The organism is Citrobacter sp. wls717 (assembly GCF_005280955.1).
GTDB classification, from domain to species: Bacteria; Pseudomonadota; Gammaproteobacteria; order Enterobacterales; family Enterobacteriaceae; genus Citrobacter; species Citrobacter werkmanii.
In genome coordinates this window covers 89,421-104,132 of record NZ_SZWW01000031.1, presented here as the reverse complement: position 1 = coordinate 104,132, position 14,712 = coordinate 89,421, and the positions used below count along the sequence as shown (strand labels likewise).

Below are 14,712 nucleotides of genomic sequence, written 5' to 3'. Positions count from 1 at the left end.
ATAGTGATGTGGTCGGGTGGCGGCTACGCTTGACCCGACCTACAGTTTTAGCCTTTCCAGGCAAAATAAGGCGTAGCCGCCACCGGGCGATTAAGACTGCAGCATACCGTGCTGTATCAGGAACCCCCACCAGGGAATACCGACGAGCATGTGAAGCACAAACGTGCACAATGCCACGATAGTACCGATTGTCCACCACGACTTAATGTCATTATACCCTGCGGCAAAGATAATCGGCCCCGCCGCGCCACCATAGTGAGTGATGCAACCGCCGTAGGAGTTGGAAAATAGGATGGCAAGTGCCAGCAAAACAGGTGCCGTTCCGGTGACCAGACCTACAGTGGCAAAGACCGGTACCATTGCTGCGACGTATGCCCCGCCGGAAGCAAAGAAATAGCGCACCAGCACGCTGAGAAACACAATAATCACAATAGTCATATTCCCGGCACTGAGAAAATCCAGATGTGCTGACATGAAATCGGCCAGCCAGCGGAAAAATCCCTCCTTGCTCAGGGTTGCGCTCAGACCAATGATGCCCCCGTACCACATCAGGGTATTCCAGCCACCTTTATTTTTCTGGACATCACTCCAGCCAATAATATTAAACAGCAGTGCCGCTCCCATTGCGATAATGGCGACCGCAGATTCATTGAGTCCAAGTTTACGTGAGAAGATCCAGCCCAATAATGCAGCGACAAAAATGACCACCAGCCCTTTCTCTTTGAGGCTCATTGCCCCAAGACTTTGAAGTCCGTTGGTCGCAATAGCGACATTATCAATTTTTTTAATTTCCGGGGAAGCAACCCGGTAGCAGATATAGGGAATGATACACAGCATCAATAACCCCAACGGTGCTGCCGCCAGCATCCAGCCGATCCAGCTAATATGAATATGGAAGATATCTGAAATGAGCTGTAGCGCTAACGCGTTACCGGCAAAGCCCGTTAAAAACATATAGCTGGTCGTTTTCGTGACCATATAGACGTTGACCATTAAATAACGGCCAGCTTTGCTGGGTGACTCTTTTGGCGTTGAGCCCAATACGGTCGCGATGCTGTTAATAATAGGGAAAACCACCCCACCTGCCCGCGCGGTATTTGAGGGCGTCGCAGGCGCCAACACCAAATCCAGCAAGGCGGTAACATACCCCAGTCTCAGCGTCGTACTGCCAAATTTAAGGATAAACCAGTATGCAAGCCGTTTCCCGAGGCCGGTAGTGACAAATGCCGCACTCAGCGTAAAGGCGCTAAACACCAGCCAGGTGGTGCCTGACGCGTACCCGCTCAGCACATCCAGTGATTTGACGGGTGAATCCGGAAATTTTGTCACGGTAAAACAGGTTAACGCAACCGCAACCAGCATAATGACGGGTTCAGGATAGGGTTTAATAACCAGCCCAACGATAGCGGATAAATATATTCCTGCCAGTATCCACGCCTCTTTGGTTAATCCATCAGGCGGAGGAATAAATATTGATAATAATATTATCACGGCAAGCAAGATTGTTTTTAAAATATTCGATTTAAGCATATCTCACCCATGAGAAAAGGGTCCCTGAATAGCAGAGGCCGCTCCGCAGAGGAGCCTCCACACACTAAATACATTTATTAAACAAATGATAAATATTACAGATTCACAACCTTGATATTATCGCCTTCCGTGATTTGATATTCACTTAAGGTATCAAAACTGAGATAGCGATAGATATCCTCATGTGCGTCATAAAGCTTATCGGTATAGCTAAAATATTCTTCAACGGTGGGCATTTTACCCAACATGGCCGCGACGGTGCTTAATTCTGCGGAGGCAAGAAATACTTTAGCATTCGTTCCCAGACGATTCGGGAAATTTCGCGTCGAGGTCGATACCACGTTACTGCCTTCGCGAACCCTCGCCTGGTTTCCCATGCACAGGGAACAGCCCGCAGGCTCGATTCTCGCCCCTGATTTAATAAACTGACTAAAATAGCCTTCACGGGAGAGTTGTTGGGCATCCATTTTAGTCGGCGGCGCCAGCCACAAGCGCGCCTGGTTTTCGCTGCCATCGGCCATGATTTTACCCGCAGCGCGGAAATGACCAATGTTTGTCATGCAGGAACCAATGAAGACCTCTTCAATGGGCGTGCTGGCAACCTCAGTAAGTAACCGGGCATCGTCCGGATCGTTCGGGGCACAGACTACCGGTTCGGTGATTTCATTAAGATCAATATCAATGACAGCAGCATATTCCGCGTCAGGATCGGCAGACAGCAGCGACGGGCTAGCCAGCCATGCCTCCATCTCAGCAATACGGCGTTCAAGCGTGGCGGCGTTCTCATAACCCTGCTTAACCATCCAGCGCAGCAGGGCCGCATTGGAGCGCAAATATTGCGCGACATTGTCTTCCGCCAGACGCATAACGCAGGCCGCAGCGGAGCGCTCGGCAGAGGCATCAGCCAGTTCAAACGCCTGCTCTGCACTCAACATTTCCAACCCTTCAATTTCGAGGATCCGGCCCGAGAAAATATTGCGCTTATTCTTTTTCTCGACCGTTAACAGCCCCTGCTTTTTGGCATACAGCGGAATGGCATGCACCAGATCGCGCAGGGTGATCCCTTTCTGCATCTCGCCCTTAAAACGCACCAGTACTGATTCAGGCATATCCAGCGGCATAATGCCCGTCGCGGCAGCGAACGCCACCAGCCCGGAACCACCAGGGAAGGAAATCCCCAGCGGGAAGCGAGTATGGGAGTCAGCGCCTGTACCAACCGTGTCCGGCAGCAGCATGCGGTTAAGCCATGAGTGGATAATGCCGTCGCCCGGTTTCAGCGCAACCCCGTTACGGCTGGTGATAAACTGCGGCAGGGTTTCATGGAGTTGAACATCTACTGGCTTAGGATATGCAGAGGTGTGGCAGAAAGACTGCATCACCAGATCGGCTGAAAACGTGAGACATGCGAGGTCGGTTAGCTCGTCACGCGTCATCCCGCCGGTGGTGTCCTGAGAACCCACGGTCGCTATCTTCGGCTCGCAATACTGTCCAGGTCGGATCCCCGCGACGCCGCAGGCTTTACCCACCATTTTTTGTGCAAGCGTAAAACCTTTCGCGGAAGGCGCAACTAACGCGGGCTTGCGGAATACCTCGGAAGGCGCCAGCTTCAGCGATTCACGCGCTTTCGCCGTCAGGCTGCGTCCGATAATCAGCGGGATACGCCCGCCGGCGCGCACTTCGTCCAGTAGCACCTCGGTTTTCAGGGTAAAGGTTGTCACCAGCCGCTGGCTTTCTGTTTCACGAATTTCGCCCTTGTAGGGGTAAAGATCGATCAGCATCCCGGTCGTCAGCGCAGAGACATCCATCTCTACCGGCAAGGCACCGGAATCTTCCAGGGTGTTGAAGAAAATAGGGGCAATCTTGCCGCCAAATACAAACCCGCCGTTACGTTTATTCGGCACATACGGAATATCGTTCCCGATGTGCCACAGGATGGAGTTGGTAGCGGATTTACGTGATGATCCGGTCCCCACGACGTCACCCACGTACACCAGCGGCAAGCCGCCCTCTTTTAGCGCTGCCAACTGACGGACAGGACCACGTACGCCGGGTTCATCAGGTACAACCCCTTCCCTGACGTTACTGAGCATGGAGAGCGCGTGCAGCGGAATATCCGGGCGTGACCACGCCACCGGCGCAGGAGACAAATCGTCGGTATTGGTCTCACCGGGAACCTTAAACACCTTCAGGGTGATTTTTTCAGCCATGGCCGGACGGCGGGTAAACCATTCGGCATTTGCCCAGGACTGAAGCACCTCTTGTGCCTGGACGTTACCGCTCAGTGCTTTGGCCTCAACCAGGCTGAATTTTTCGAAGATCAGGATCGTAGAAGAAAGCTGCTGCGCGGCCAGCGGTGCCAGATCGGGATGCTCAAGAAGCTCGATCAATGGCTGGACGTTATAGCCGCCCTGCATGGAGCCCAGCAGCGCCGTTGCTGCTTCGGGAGTAAGCCCGTCAACACGGTATTCCTGCAACGCCACCTTAAATAAAAACTCGGCTTTTAACTTTGCCGCAGGATCGACACCCGGTGGTACGCTATGGGTCAATAAATGAATTAATTCCGGATGATGTGCGGGTGCATCATTGATTAAACGCTGAATCAGTGCATCAGTTTGTTGCGCTGTTAAGGGTTTCGCCGGAATACCCGATTCAGCACGCGCATGCTGGTGCTGATTATAATCATCTAACATAGGTTCTCCTGTTAAAGCTAAAGTTGTTCACAAAATTCTGTTAAGCGTTCGAGTCCGTACGGCCATTCGCCAAAGCCAGACTCGGCATTAATATGTCCCGCCTCCCCGATATCGATTAAATGCCCCTCCCAGCAAGCCGCCCAGAATTGCGCGCGCGAAAAAGGCATCAGGGGATCATTTCTGCTGGCAAACATCAGGCAGGGAACGGGTAAAGACGCGGGTTGAATGGCCTCTTCAAGGCCGAAAAACGCGGGTTCTGCCGGTGCGACCATAACGACCCCGGCGACGTTTACCCGGCGCGTTTGCAGTAACCTGCACGACGCCAGCGCGCCAAAACTATGGCCGACGAGAATGGCGGGCAGCGGAGAAAGCGCCAGCTCGCGGGTAATGGCGGAAACCCAGTTTTCAATATCAGGTTCTAGCCAGTTTTTTTGCTGAATCCGCCTCCAGAAAGGAAAACGTCGCCCCCAGCAGCTTTGCCAGTGATATTCATCGCTGTCTCTCAGACCCGGCACCAGAATAAGGGTATAAACGTTTCTGAGCTGCTGCAGGCGTTGTTCAATCATGACGTTTTCCTGTTACGCTATTCGCGATTATTCGGCTGGAAATTGCGACAATAACCATCCAACGGCGATAAGATCTGCGCTACCGCCAGGGCTTAAATTCCGTTTGATAAATTCCGCGTCCATTCTGAATAACGCCTTGACTAATTTATCCGCCGTGAGACGCTGTATTTTTAATAATCGTCTGGCGTAACGTCTGGCGTAATTCAGCCCTGCGGTTCCTCCCCGAGAAACCAGATTGGTATCCGGATTTGCCGCCATCAGGCCCAGCAACATCCTCAGTAACGCCACCTCTTCGGATTCTCCCTGACGTAACGCGGTCTGCAGATGCGGAAGACCTGACTGGCGTACAGTGATGAAACCACTGGCGGCTTCCCCTCTTGCCCCGGTTAACCCGTATGCCTGAAACTGCTGCTCTCCTTTCGTTTTTGCGATACCGCTATTTTTCAATTCCTGCTCGACAATGCCGGTACAGATAAGGCTGGTCTCATGGCACAGGCTGCGTTGCGTGAGCGCGTCATGCCTTTGGGTAAGACGCCCCGCCGCAGCACACAGCAGCCCCAGCGAGAAGATCCCCCCTTTATGAGTGTTCACCCCGCCGGTGGCGGTAAACATCGCCTGCTCACAGGCCAGGCCAGTCGGCCTTAGCGCCCGCAGCGTTTGCGGACCAGCAAGATAAGCAGTCTCTCTGCCTGTGTTGAAAAAGAGTGACAGCCAGGGGGCAATCGCCGCGATACTGGTTATGAACAGTGCGAAATTCATATCGCTATGCGCCCCGCTGTTTACGCGATCCACCAGACCCGGTTTCGGGGTTAAATTAATTTCCCGGTACAGGGCCTCGACAGCCAGCTCAGCAAAGGAGCGCTGCACGTCTGGTTCGTTAAATCTGGCAAGCGAAGTAGTCATCGGTTAACTCCTCGATCACGCGCGTTAGCTCGGCCTGCGAATGACGTCGCGAACGGGAACAAACATGAGCAGGTTCATGACAGATAAAGCATCTACGCATCGGCTGCTGGATGGCATTTCTTTTCAGCAGCCCCTTTTTCGGACAAAACACGTCGATATCCCACAGACGTCCCAAAGGATGGTTATCTTCCAGATGCGCCGTGACGTGTTTAATCATCCACCCGGGAGCCGCGACCGACCAGAGCGCTTCCGGCCCGGTGACCGGGTGCAACGCCTGATGCCGACAAACCTTCCACTGATGCGTGTGGAACAGCTCTCCGAGAGCCTGATTCGCAACGGCCATCACGCGTCTGGCCAGCGCGGTGTCCTTCACCTCGCCCGGCCAGACCAGCGTGACGGAAACCACGGTATGATCCGACTGAAACAGCCACGCCTGCTGCCGACGGGCTCGTTGCTCCCGGGAAGCCAGAACCTGTTCCAGAGAGACATTTGCATTCGAGGCTTTATCCGTCATGGGACTTACTCCTTCACCTGGCGAACCACATCAATCACACTGCCGTCGCGGTAGCGCACCACACCGACAATGCGGTCAGTAAATTCAACCGCCTTAGGCTTGCCCGAGATCAGCAGTGCCTGTTGATACAAGGCTTCGATGTCGACGACGGACAGTCCGGCGTTGATCAGACGTTCGCGGATTTCCGGGCGCGCCGGATTAACGGCAATACCGTGGTCGGTAACCAGAACGTCAATACTTTCACCCGGCGTTACCAGCGTAGTGACCTGCCTGACGACGGTAGGAATGCGGCTACGGATCAGTGGGGCAACGACAATAGTGAGATTTGCCGCAGCCGCGACGTCACAGTGTCCACCCGACGCGCCGCGCATTACGCCGTCGGAGCCGGTCAGGACATTGACGTTAAACTGGGTGTCTACTTCCAGTGCGCTGAGGATGACCACATCCACTCTGTCGCAGCAGGCGGCTTTTGCGGCCGGGTTCGCATAGACGTTAGTGGAGATTTCCACATGGTCGGGATTGACCGCCATGGAGGCTGCCGCCGCACCGTCAAAGCTTTGCGTATCGAGGATCTTTTCAATTAACCCTTTCTGATGCAGATCGACAATGCTGCCGGTGATTCCGCCCAGTGCGAACCGGGCAACAATATTGTGCTTGCGCATCCGGGTTTCCATAAAACGCGTACACGCCGTTGACGCCGCACCTGAGCCGGTCTGAATGGAAAATCCGTTGCGGAAATAACCTGAGTGTTCGATCACGTCGGCGGCAGAACGGGCGATCATCAGCTCACGTGGATTACTGGTGACCCTGGCGGCGCCTACGCTGATTTTTGCCGGGTCGCCGACGCTCTCAATCTGCACAATATAGTCAACCTGATCCTGAACGATACTGGCTGGCAAGTTGGGGAAAGGCTTCAGGGTTTCGGTGAGCAACACCACTTTTTTGGCATATTTTGCATCGACCATGGCGTAACCGAGGGAGCCGCACTGCGATTTGCCGCCGTTGCCGCTGGCATTGCCATATTCATCGCAGCAGGAAACCGCCAGAAACGCAACGTCAATGGCAATTTCGCCCTTCTGAATCAAATTCACCCGCCCACCGTGGGAATGGATTTGTACCGGCTCGTCCATCAGACCGTGCGAAATTGCATCCGCCAGATCACCACGCATCCCGGAGGTATAGATTTTGCCGATCACGCCATTACGAATGTGTTCAATAAGCGGGGTATTGCATGACATTAACGAGCTGGACGCGAGCGTGATCCCTTTCAGGCCGCGCTGAGCCAGCTTATCCATCACGTAATTGATGACCTTATCCCCTTCGCGGAAGGCGTGATGAAAGGAGACGGTCATACCGTCATGCAGATCGCAGCGGGCCAGAACATCGTCCACACTGGCAAAAAGTTTGCGCTGGTACTTTTGCTGATGATCAGCAAGATAAGGCGTCGTCGCGTTCGCGCCGCTGAATGCGACGTACTCACGACGGGAGTCTGGAATGTGGTGCAGAGTTTCAGTTAGGTTTTTCATTATTCATCCTGTCGCTTGTAATGGGGGATTACTGACGAATGCCGGAAGCATTTTTGCGTTCGATAACCACGCGGGCATGGTTGATAATTGGCGCATCAATCATTTTGCCGTTCAGCGAAATCACCCCGAGTCCGTTGCGCTCCCCTTCCTCTGCAGCTGCAATCACGCGCTGCGCGTAATCCACCTCTTCCTGGGTTGGCGCGTAGGCGTTATGCAGAATTTCAATTTGTCGCGGATTAATCAGCGATTTTCCGTTGAAACCCATCCGTCGAATCAGATCCACTTCCTTCAGGAAACCGGCTTCATCATTCACATCGGCGTACACCACATCGAAAGCGTCAATACCCGCCCCGCGCGCGGCATGTAATACGGCACAGCGGGCGTAAAACAGCTCTGTCCCGTCGCCTCGCTCAGTTTGCATATCCATCACATAGTCAAAGGCGGCCAGCGCAATCCCCATTAAACGGTCAGACGATTTCGCAATGGCGACTGCATTAATAACGCCAACGGCAGATTCGATCGCTGCCATTAATTTCGTTGAGCCGACAGGGCGCCCGCAATTTTCTTCAATGCGAACAATTTCGCGTTCAAGCTGGTGGATATCTTCCGGAGAGTCGGTTTTCGGTAAACGAATAACATCAACGCCCGCCCTGACGGCGGCTTCCAGATCTTTTAATCCAAAAGGTGTATTCAGCGGATTAATTCTGACAACGGTTTCAATATCTTTGTACATCGGGTTTTGCAGGGCATGAAATACCAGAAGGCGGGCGCTGTCTTTTTCTTTTAGCGCTACAGCATCTTCCAGATCAAACATAATGGAGTCCGGTTTATAAATATATGCCGTAGAAAGCATGGCGGCACTTGAACCCGGAATAAATAACATACTGCGACGTAACTTTTTCATTATAACTTTTCCCATGAAATATCTTCCCGAGCCGAACCTCTGAGCAGAGCAGCCTGTATACGGGCACGGATCACGCAATCCAGTGCGCCTTTATCATCAATAATGATCTGCCCTTGCTCGATGTTGAACGCAGCCAGGGTTTCATTCACAACTTCGGTAATTCGGTCGCCGAACTGCTTATACACTTCGCTGTGAATGACCACATCCAGCCCGCTCTCGACGGGACTGACCTTCACCATAAGGTCACTGGACTCCAGCGTTCCCGCCATCGCGGCTTGTACAATTTTCATATCAGTTTTCCTGTGATAATGCGGTTAAACCGCTGCCGACAACGATTCGGATAAACGAGGCTGATGCTGTCCCCCGTTATTCAGAAACGCGCGCGTGGTGGCAGGCACCATACGACTGGCGGCAGCAATTTGGTTTTCTTTTAATAAACGACGAACGGCTGAAGCAGAGACCGGCACATCATTACCATCCGTTCTTCGTTCTATTTCGTGTACGTGAATACAGGCCGCTGTGCTCGTTGCATTTTCCAGCCAGTGATGCATCGCCCGGTTATATTCTGCGGTTAACTGACAGAATGGCTCCGTCCCCACAAAACGATGAGTGATATTCAGCGCAGGTGCGATGTAATTTCTGAACAGCATAAGATCAATTGCCGCGTAGACTTTATCTATCACCTGCTTATCTTTCAGGAAATAGCCTGGGAAAGTCCCGCGCGAAATAATATAGGCAGACCCCGGATGAACAGTGACATTTTTCAGATGCCGCGACCCGTCCCTGACCATCGCAAACCGTTCTTTAAACGAAAAAGCGGAGACATCTTCCTGAACCACGAAAACATGGAGCCAGTCGCACTGGCTTGCCGCATGCTCAATAAGATATTGATGGCCCAGCGTGAATGGATTCGCGTTCATCACGATCGCGCCAATATTTTTCCCCGGCACGAAATGGTGGTTACGCAACTGGCTGCAGTAACGATGAATACCAACCGGCGTATTCTCCATTAATGCCGCACAGTTATTGACGGTGACAAGCGGATAGAATCCGCATCCGCGAAACGACTTCACATTATCCGGACAGGTAAAAAGAAAGAGCTGATGTTCGCCGTTTTGTGCCGCCAGAAGTTCGGCCTCATGAATTAACGTCAGGATTAACGACGAGCCACGCCACCCGGAATCCACTGCGATGCATTTTAAGGTGTTACCCGCAATACCGGTGCAGGCAATAATCTGACGCTGGTAGAGTGCAACAATAAATTGCGAGATATCGTCATCAATGCCTAAACCGTTGCGTGCCAGGAAGCGGGCAACCTCCTCTCTGGCCTGAGCATTACCGGCTTTTATAACCTCAAATTCTGGCGTTCTGGCGGTGTACATCGTCTCTCTCCTGACCGTCTAAACAAGCAACGCTTCTTGCTGCGGTTGGGCTTCCACAATGGTATTAATCAGACGACCAATATTTTCGATTTCAACTTCAACCCGATCGCCATCGTGCATAAATAACGGAGGATTGCGTTTTTTACCGACGCCGCCAGGCGAACCCGTAATAATGACGTCACCGGCGCTGAGGGAGGTGAATGTGCTGATATAGGCGATAAGATCTGCCACTTTGTGGATCATGCTACCAGTGGAGTCGTTCTGAACCAGCATGCCATTCAGCCAGGTATGGATGGTCAACGCATGAGGATCGGGTATCTCATCCGCTGTCGTCATATACGGGCCGAAAGCGCCGGTTTGCTTCCAGTTTTTACCGGCGGTAAACCACGCGTGCTGCCAGTCACGAACGGAGCCATCCATATAGCAGCTGTATCCTGCGACATGATTGAGCGCATTATTTACATCAATTCGGGTGCCCGGTTTACCAATGATGACGGCCAGCTCGCCCTCATAATCGAATTCTCTCGACAACTCAGGTTTAAGCACAGGTTGGGCATGACCGGTTTGTGAATCAGGAAAACGGATAAACAGCGTCGGGGCATTATTCGTCTCGGCAAACTCTTTTCTTTTTTCAGCGTAATTCATCCCAACGCAGAAAATTTTTCCTGGCTCTTCGATAACGGGCAAAAAGGTAATATCTTCAAGCGTAATATCCACAGGGCAATCGTTGTATTGCCTTGCGACGTCAACAGCATCCCATTGAAGAAGGTCTTTCAACGTCGCATATTGATGGCCGATTTTATTACCCAAATCGATAACGCCGAATTCTGTATAAATCCCGTAGCTTTTACGGCCCTGATGAATATAACTTGCTAATTTCATGATGACACCCGATTGATATACATACCTGTTTTTTGTTTACGCCCTGAGGCGTGAACAAATTGCCAAACTTTTTATTCTGCGGACTGGGCGGGCACCAGTACCGGTTTTGGACCGGATGCCAGGTACGTTGCCACGACAACGCCAATGGCAAGCAATACCAGAATCAACCCGGTCATCCCCATCCAGCCCAGTGAATGGAAAACAAAACCGTTGATAAAACCAATCACCGAACCGCCCATGTAGTAAAAGAATAAATAGAGTGCAACGGCCTGGCCTCTTGCATGCGTTGCATTTTTACTTACCCAGCTCAAACCAATAGAGTGACAGCCGAAGAAACAGCCGGTAAAAATCACCGCGCCAACAATAAAGGTGATGACATTCGACGTCAGCGTCAGCAGCATGCCTAAGGCCATGATCAGAAAAAGCACACGCAATACTTTCATCGCGCCATATTTCGCACTTAAACGACCAGCCTGCGGAGCCGTAAAGAAACTCAGGGCGAAGCTAAAGGAGAGCAGACCTGCGTTTGCCGGTGAAATATGGAACGGCTCGCCTTTCAGGAAGAAGGCCAGATAGTTATAAAGCGAGGTAAATGCGCCGAAAATAATGAAGCTGATAACAAAAGCCAGCGCCAGATTTTTGTTTTTGAAATGCGATGCAGCCCCTTTCACCATACGCGTAATGTTAAGGTTTTGCGTTGGGGTGAAGTTTTTAGATTCAGGCAGTAAAAACTTAACCAGAATGGCAACCACAATCAAGCTGGCCGCAAAACCGTAAAAGATGGCATTTATTGAAACGTGATCAATAAGTTGGCTGGCAACAATACGACCGGACATGCCGCCCATGGAGTTACCGAAGACAAAATATCCCGTTACGATACCTGCCGCCACCGGGGCGACTTCTTCACTGATGTAGGCAGTGGCCGCCGCAGCGATACCACTCAGCGCCAGACCAATTACCGCACGTAGCGCCACCAGCATCGCCCAGGATTCCATCAGCGGACAGAGCAGCGTAAGAATACCGCCTAACAGGAGGGAGACAACAATTAACCGTTTTCTGCCATAATGATCGGATAATGTCCCGGTAAACAGCAATCCAATAGCCAGCAACGCCGTTTCTGCTGATAAGATAATACTCACCTGGCTGACAGGAACATTATATTCCACAGCAAGCGTCGGAAGCAGTGGCTGAATAAAAAACAGAGAAGCAAGCTCTGCAAGCCCGGATAATGCCAGGGCCAGAATCACGCGAATATGCGCTCCGGCTTTTACAGAATCTGAAGCTTTCAGGGTATTGTTAGCATGAGTTAACGCCATAATAACCTCGGTATTATTGTTAAGGTACAGATTGTAATTTTTTAAGGCAGATGTTTTTTATTTAAATTTTATTTACGCAACTTCAGTGAGCATTTTTTCCGGTACACATACGGCACCCTCAAACAACTTGCGTGAAGTACGTATCACTGCGGCACGGGTTTTTTCGATATTGTTACCTTCCTTCAATAAGGACACGGATATTTTTCCACTTGGGTGTTCAATATCGATGATATTAGTGAAGAGCCCCTTTGGACGATCGGCGACAATTTTTGCCGCGACGGAGCCTTCAATCAGCGTTGCGGTCGAAATACCAATCGATCCGGTAATCGCCAGTGATTTATGGCATGTGTGCGGCATGAAATACCGTACCTGAATCGTTCCGCCGTTACGCGCCGGGCTGAGAAGAACCGGTTTAGGGATCACCTTGTTTGTCACATCCCCTAAGCCCATAGCTGCGCCAGCCTGACGACGCAGACTTTCCAGCTTTTCTTTAAATGCCTTATCGCCATCTAATTCTGCAGGAGATTCCCCTCCTGTTTTCCCCAAAGCTGAAGCGTCAATCAATACCATCGGCATCGCCATATCTATACAGGTGACTTCAATACCGTCGAAGACGTTTGTCGCACTGTCCGTCGGCAACAATTTCCCCGTTTTAGAACCCGCAGAGTTCAGGAAAGTTAAGCCTATGGGCGCGGCGGTCCCCGGGACTCCATCAATCTGGGTATCGCCTTCGTACACCACCCGATAATCAGGCGTTTGCACTTCTGCATCGACCAGCGTTCCGGTATTGAGATTGCGGATCCGCACCGTCGTTACCGGGCTTTGCGCCTTCACCAGCCCCTTTTCAATAGCAAAGGGACCGACCGCACAGAGCATATTGCCGCAGTTAGGCGTGGTATCGACACGACGTTCATTCACCATCACCTGTGCAAACAGGTAATCCACATCCGCGTCAGGACTTTCTGAAGTGCTAACTATCGCTACCTTACTGGTTTGCGGACTTCCACCGCCAATACCGTCAATTTCGAGTTCATGGCCTGCCCCCATCAAACTGAGTAAAACTGCGTCACGCGCTTCTGTTTCCGCAGGCAGGTCGCTGGCCAGAATCACCGGCCCTTTTGACGTACCGCCACGCATTAATACGCAAGGGATCTTTAACATATGTTTATCTCACTTCGCTTTTGTCAGGAACGCTATAAGGTTTTCACACTCCGGTTGATAACTCTAATGCCAAAAAAAGCATGATTAATACGTTTTGCACATTAATAGCCCGTGCGTTATGGTGGTTATATAAAAGCGAGAATGGGATACAGCTATGCCGCATGAACTACAGGGGATACAAGCGTTTGTAAAAATTGCAGAAATCGGATGCTTTACAAAAGCATCCCAATTTTTTCACATTTCACAACCTGCTTTAACACGCAGAATTCAGAAACTGGAAGATAGCCTGGGAACCACGCTGTTTGAACGCTCTACGCGCAGCGTTAAGCTCACGACAGTAGGAAGAGAATTTTTACCTAAGGCTAAGAATTTAATAGATTTTTATGAAAGTTCCATCCTCAGTATTAAAGAGATGGCGACACATCAGGCAGGTGTTATTACGGTTTCCTGTATCCCTACTGCCGCGTTCTATTTTCTGCCTTCAGTGATACGAGATTACAACAATGACTACCCAAACATCCGAATCCGCATACTGGAGCACAGCGCCAGCGATTGCCTGGAAGCAGTATTAAATGGCGACGCAGATTTCGGTATAAATATGATAAACGTCACACATCCAAATATCGATTTTGCGCCGCTGGTGAACGAACCCTTCGTTCTGGCATGCCGACGCGACAATGAGCTGGCAAATAAATCGCTGGTAACATGGGACGATCTGGCCGGTATGAAGCTGATTGGGGTAAGACGCTCCAGCGGAAACCGATCGCTGATCGATCAGGCTTTCGAGAAAATGGCCTGGAAACCTAACTGGTTTTATGAAGTGCGTCATCTTTCGACGTCACTCGGGATGGTGGAAGCGGGTCTCGGTGTGTCTGTCGTTCCCAGTCTGGCGATGCCGGCCGATGAACATCACGTCCTTGTTAGTCGTCCACTGATAGAACCCGTCATACGCCGTACGCTTGGCCTGGTAAAACGCAGTGAAACCACCCTTAGTCCTGCGGCGGAAAAATTCCGCCAACTGATATTACATCTGTGGTCAGGCGAAAATAGCAGCCCCTGGATCAACAAATTTACTCAACTGTAACCCACCGTTGGGCAACGAGTGTATGACCGATGAGAACTCTCCCACAGCATCAGCAGAGGAAGTCACCGCATTGATTTTCGGTAATAAAATGAATTGTCGCAGGTGGAAATCAGGCAGACCAGAGGGAAACATCAAGGGAAGTAACTTTGGAGCGGGCGAAGGGAATCGAACCCTCGTATAGAGCTTGGGAAGCTCTCGTTCTACCATTGAACTACGCCCGCATTGAAGTGCGTAAGGGATTATAAACCTTACGC

At 51.3% G+C, this 14,712-nt stretch carries 12 protein-coding genes, 1 tRNA gene and 1 pseudogene; 1 reads left to right on the top strand and 13 read right to left on the bottom strand.

The window, feature by feature from the left end; genetic code table 11:
• Window positions 1-90 precede the first annotated feature (90 nt).
• The 12 genes and pseudogenes from FDX09_RS15390 to FDX09_RS15335 form a co-directional block, all read right to left on the bottom strand.
• Window positions 91-1,530 carry an anion permease gene (locus FDX09_RS15390; RefSeq protein WP_038633412.1) on the bottom strand — a complete coding sequence of 480 codons (1,440 nt, stop codon included), beginning with the start codon at window positions 1,528-1,530 and terminating at the stop codon, window positions 91-93.
• A gap of 95 nt (window positions 1,531-1,625) precedes the next feature.
• Window positions 1,626-4,220, bottom strand: coding sequence for a bifunctional aconitate hydratase 2/2-methylisocitrate dehydratase (gene acnB / locus FDX09_RS15385; protein WP_137347464.1), 2,595 nt, complete (start codon window positions 4,218-4,220; stop codon window positions 1,626-1,628).
• 17 nt (window positions 4,221-4,237) lie between these two features.
• Window positions 4,238-4,786, bottom strand: coding sequence for an alpha/beta hydrolase (locus FDX09_RS15380; RefSeq protein ID WP_038633418.1), 549 nt, complete (start codon window positions 4,784-4,786; stop codon window positions 4,238-4,240).
• A 27-nt stretch (window positions 4,787-4,813) separates the two neighbouring features.
• Window positions 4,814-5,689: a triphosphoribosyl-dephospho-CoA synthase CitG gene (gene citG, locus FDX09_RS15375; protein ID WP_137347463.1), complete on the bottom strand. Its 876-nt coding sequence runs from the start codon at window positions 5,687-5,689 to the stop codon at window positions 4,814-4,816.
• Entirely contained in the window at window positions 5,664-6,203 is a 540-nt protein-coding gene (citX, locus tag FDX09_RS15370) for a citrate lyase holo-[acyl-carrier protein] synthase (protein ID WP_137347462.1), read from the bottom strand. The genes citG and citX overlap by 26 nt, the downstream gene beginning before the upstream one ends.
• Window positions 6,204-6,208: 5 nt before the next feature.
• Window positions 6,209-7,729 carry a citrate lyase subunit alpha gene (gene citF, locus FDX09_RS15365; RefSeq protein ID WP_137347461.1) on the bottom strand — a complete coding sequence of 507 codons (1,521 nt, stop codon included), beginning with the start codon at window positions 7,727-7,729 and terminating at the stop codon, window positions 6,209-6,211.
• 28 nt (window positions 7,730-7,757) lie between these two features.
• Entirely contained in the window at window positions 7,758-8,633 is an 876-nt protein-coding gene (gene citE, locus FDX09_RS15360; RefSeq protein ID WP_038633430.1) for a citrate (pro-3S)-lyase subunit beta, read from the bottom strand.
• The gene (gene citD, locus FDX09_RS15355) at window positions 8,633-8,923 is read right to left on the bottom strand and encodes a citrate lyase acyl carrier protein (RefSeq protein ID WP_137347460.1); all 291 of its coding nucleotides are present in this window, start codon (window positions 8,921-8,923) and stop codon (window positions 8,633-8,635) included. Before citD ends, citE begins: the two co-directional genes overlap by 1 nt.
• A 24-nt stretch (window positions 8,924-8,947) precedes the next feature.
• On the bottom strand, window positions 8,948-10,015 hold the full coding sequence (citC, locus tag FDX09_RS15350; protein ID WP_137347459.1) for a [citrate (pro-3S)-lyase] ligase: 1,068 nt from the start codon (window positions 10,013-10,015) through the stop codon (window positions 8,948-8,950).
• Between the two features lie 18 nt (window positions 10,016-10,033).
• On the bottom strand, window positions 10,034-10,897 hold the full coding sequence (locus FDX09_RS15345; RefSeq protein WP_038633441.1) for a fumarylacetoacetate hydrolase family protein: 864 nt from the start codon (window positions 10,895-10,897) through the stop codon (window positions 10,034-10,036).
• Between the two features lie 71 nt (window positions 10,898-10,968).
• Window positions 10,969-12,252, bottom strand: a pseudogene (locus tag FDX09_RS15340) (MFS transporter); the annotation flags it as partial.
• A gap of 33 nt (window positions 12,253-12,285) precedes the next feature.
• On the bottom strand, window positions 12,286-13,374 hold the full coding sequence (locus tag FDX09_RS15335; protein ID WP_038633446.1) for a 4-oxalomesaconate tautomerase: 1,089 nt from the start codon (window positions 13,372-13,374) through the stop codon (window positions 12,286-12,288).
• Between the two features lie 154 nt (window positions 13,375-13,528).
• Here FDX09_RS15335 and FDX09_RS15330 point away from each other — a divergent pair, with 154 nt between their 5' ends.
• The gene (locus tag FDX09_RS15330) at window positions 13,529-14,458 is read left to right on the top strand and encodes a LysR family transcriptional regulator (RefSeq protein ID WP_038633449.1); all 930 of its coding nucleotides are present in this window, start codon (window positions 13,529-13,531) and stop codon (window positions 14,456-14,458) included.
• A 147-nt stretch (window positions 14,459-14,605) separates the two neighbouring features.
• On the opposite strand, the gene FDX09_RS15325 is transcribed toward FDX09_RS15330, so the two are convergent.
• Window positions 14,606-14,679, bottom strand: a tRNA-Gly gene (locus FDX09_RS15325).
• Window positions 14,680-14,712 lie beyond the last annotated feature (33 nt).

Coding starts and splice junctions, on each gene's coding strand:
- FDX09_RS15390 (WP_038633412.1), bottom strand. CDS start 1,530: ATGCTTAAATCGAATATTTTAAAAACAATCTTGCTTGCCGTGATAATA.
- citF (WP_137347461.1), bottom strand. CDS start 7,729: ATGAAAAACCTAACTGAAACTCTGCACCACATTCCAGACTCCCGTCGT.
- citD (WP_137347460.1), bottom strand. CDS start 8,923: ATGAAAATTGTACAAGCCGCGATGGCGGGAACGCTGGAGTCCAGTGAC.
- FDX09_RS15345 (WP_038633441.1), bottom strand. CDS start 10,897: ATGAAATTAGCAAGTTATATTCATCAGGGCCGTAAAAGCTACGGGATT.
- FDX09_RS15335 (WP_038633446.1), bottom strand. CDS start 13,374: ATGTTAAAGATCCCTTGCGTATTAATGCGTGGCGGTACGTCAAAAGGG.
- citE (WP_038633430.1), bottom strand. CDS start 8,633: ATGAAAAAGTTACGTCGCAGTATGTTATTTATTCCGGGTTCAAGTGCC.
- acnB (WP_137347464.1), bottom strand. CDS start 4,220: ATGTTAGATGATTATAATCAGCACCAGCATGCGCGTGCTGAATCGGGT.
- citC (WP_137347459.1), bottom strand. CDS start 10,015: ATGTACACCGCCAGAACGCCAGAATTTGAGGTTATAAAAGCCGGTAAT.
- FDX09_RS15380 (WP_038633418.1), bottom strand. CDS start 4,786: ATGATTGAACAACGCCTGCAGCAGCTCAGAAACGTTTATACCCTTATT.
- citX (WP_137347462.1), bottom strand. CDS start 6,203: ATGACGGATAAAGCCTCGAATGCAAATGTCTCTCTGGAACAGGTTCTG.
- citG (WP_137347463.1), bottom strand. CDS start 5,689: ATGACTACTTCGCTTGCCAGATTTAACGAACCAGACGTGCAGCGCTCC.
- FDX09_RS15330 (WP_038633449.1), top strand. CDS start 13,529: ATGCCGCATGAACTACAGGGGATACAAGCGTTTGTAAAAATTGCAGAA.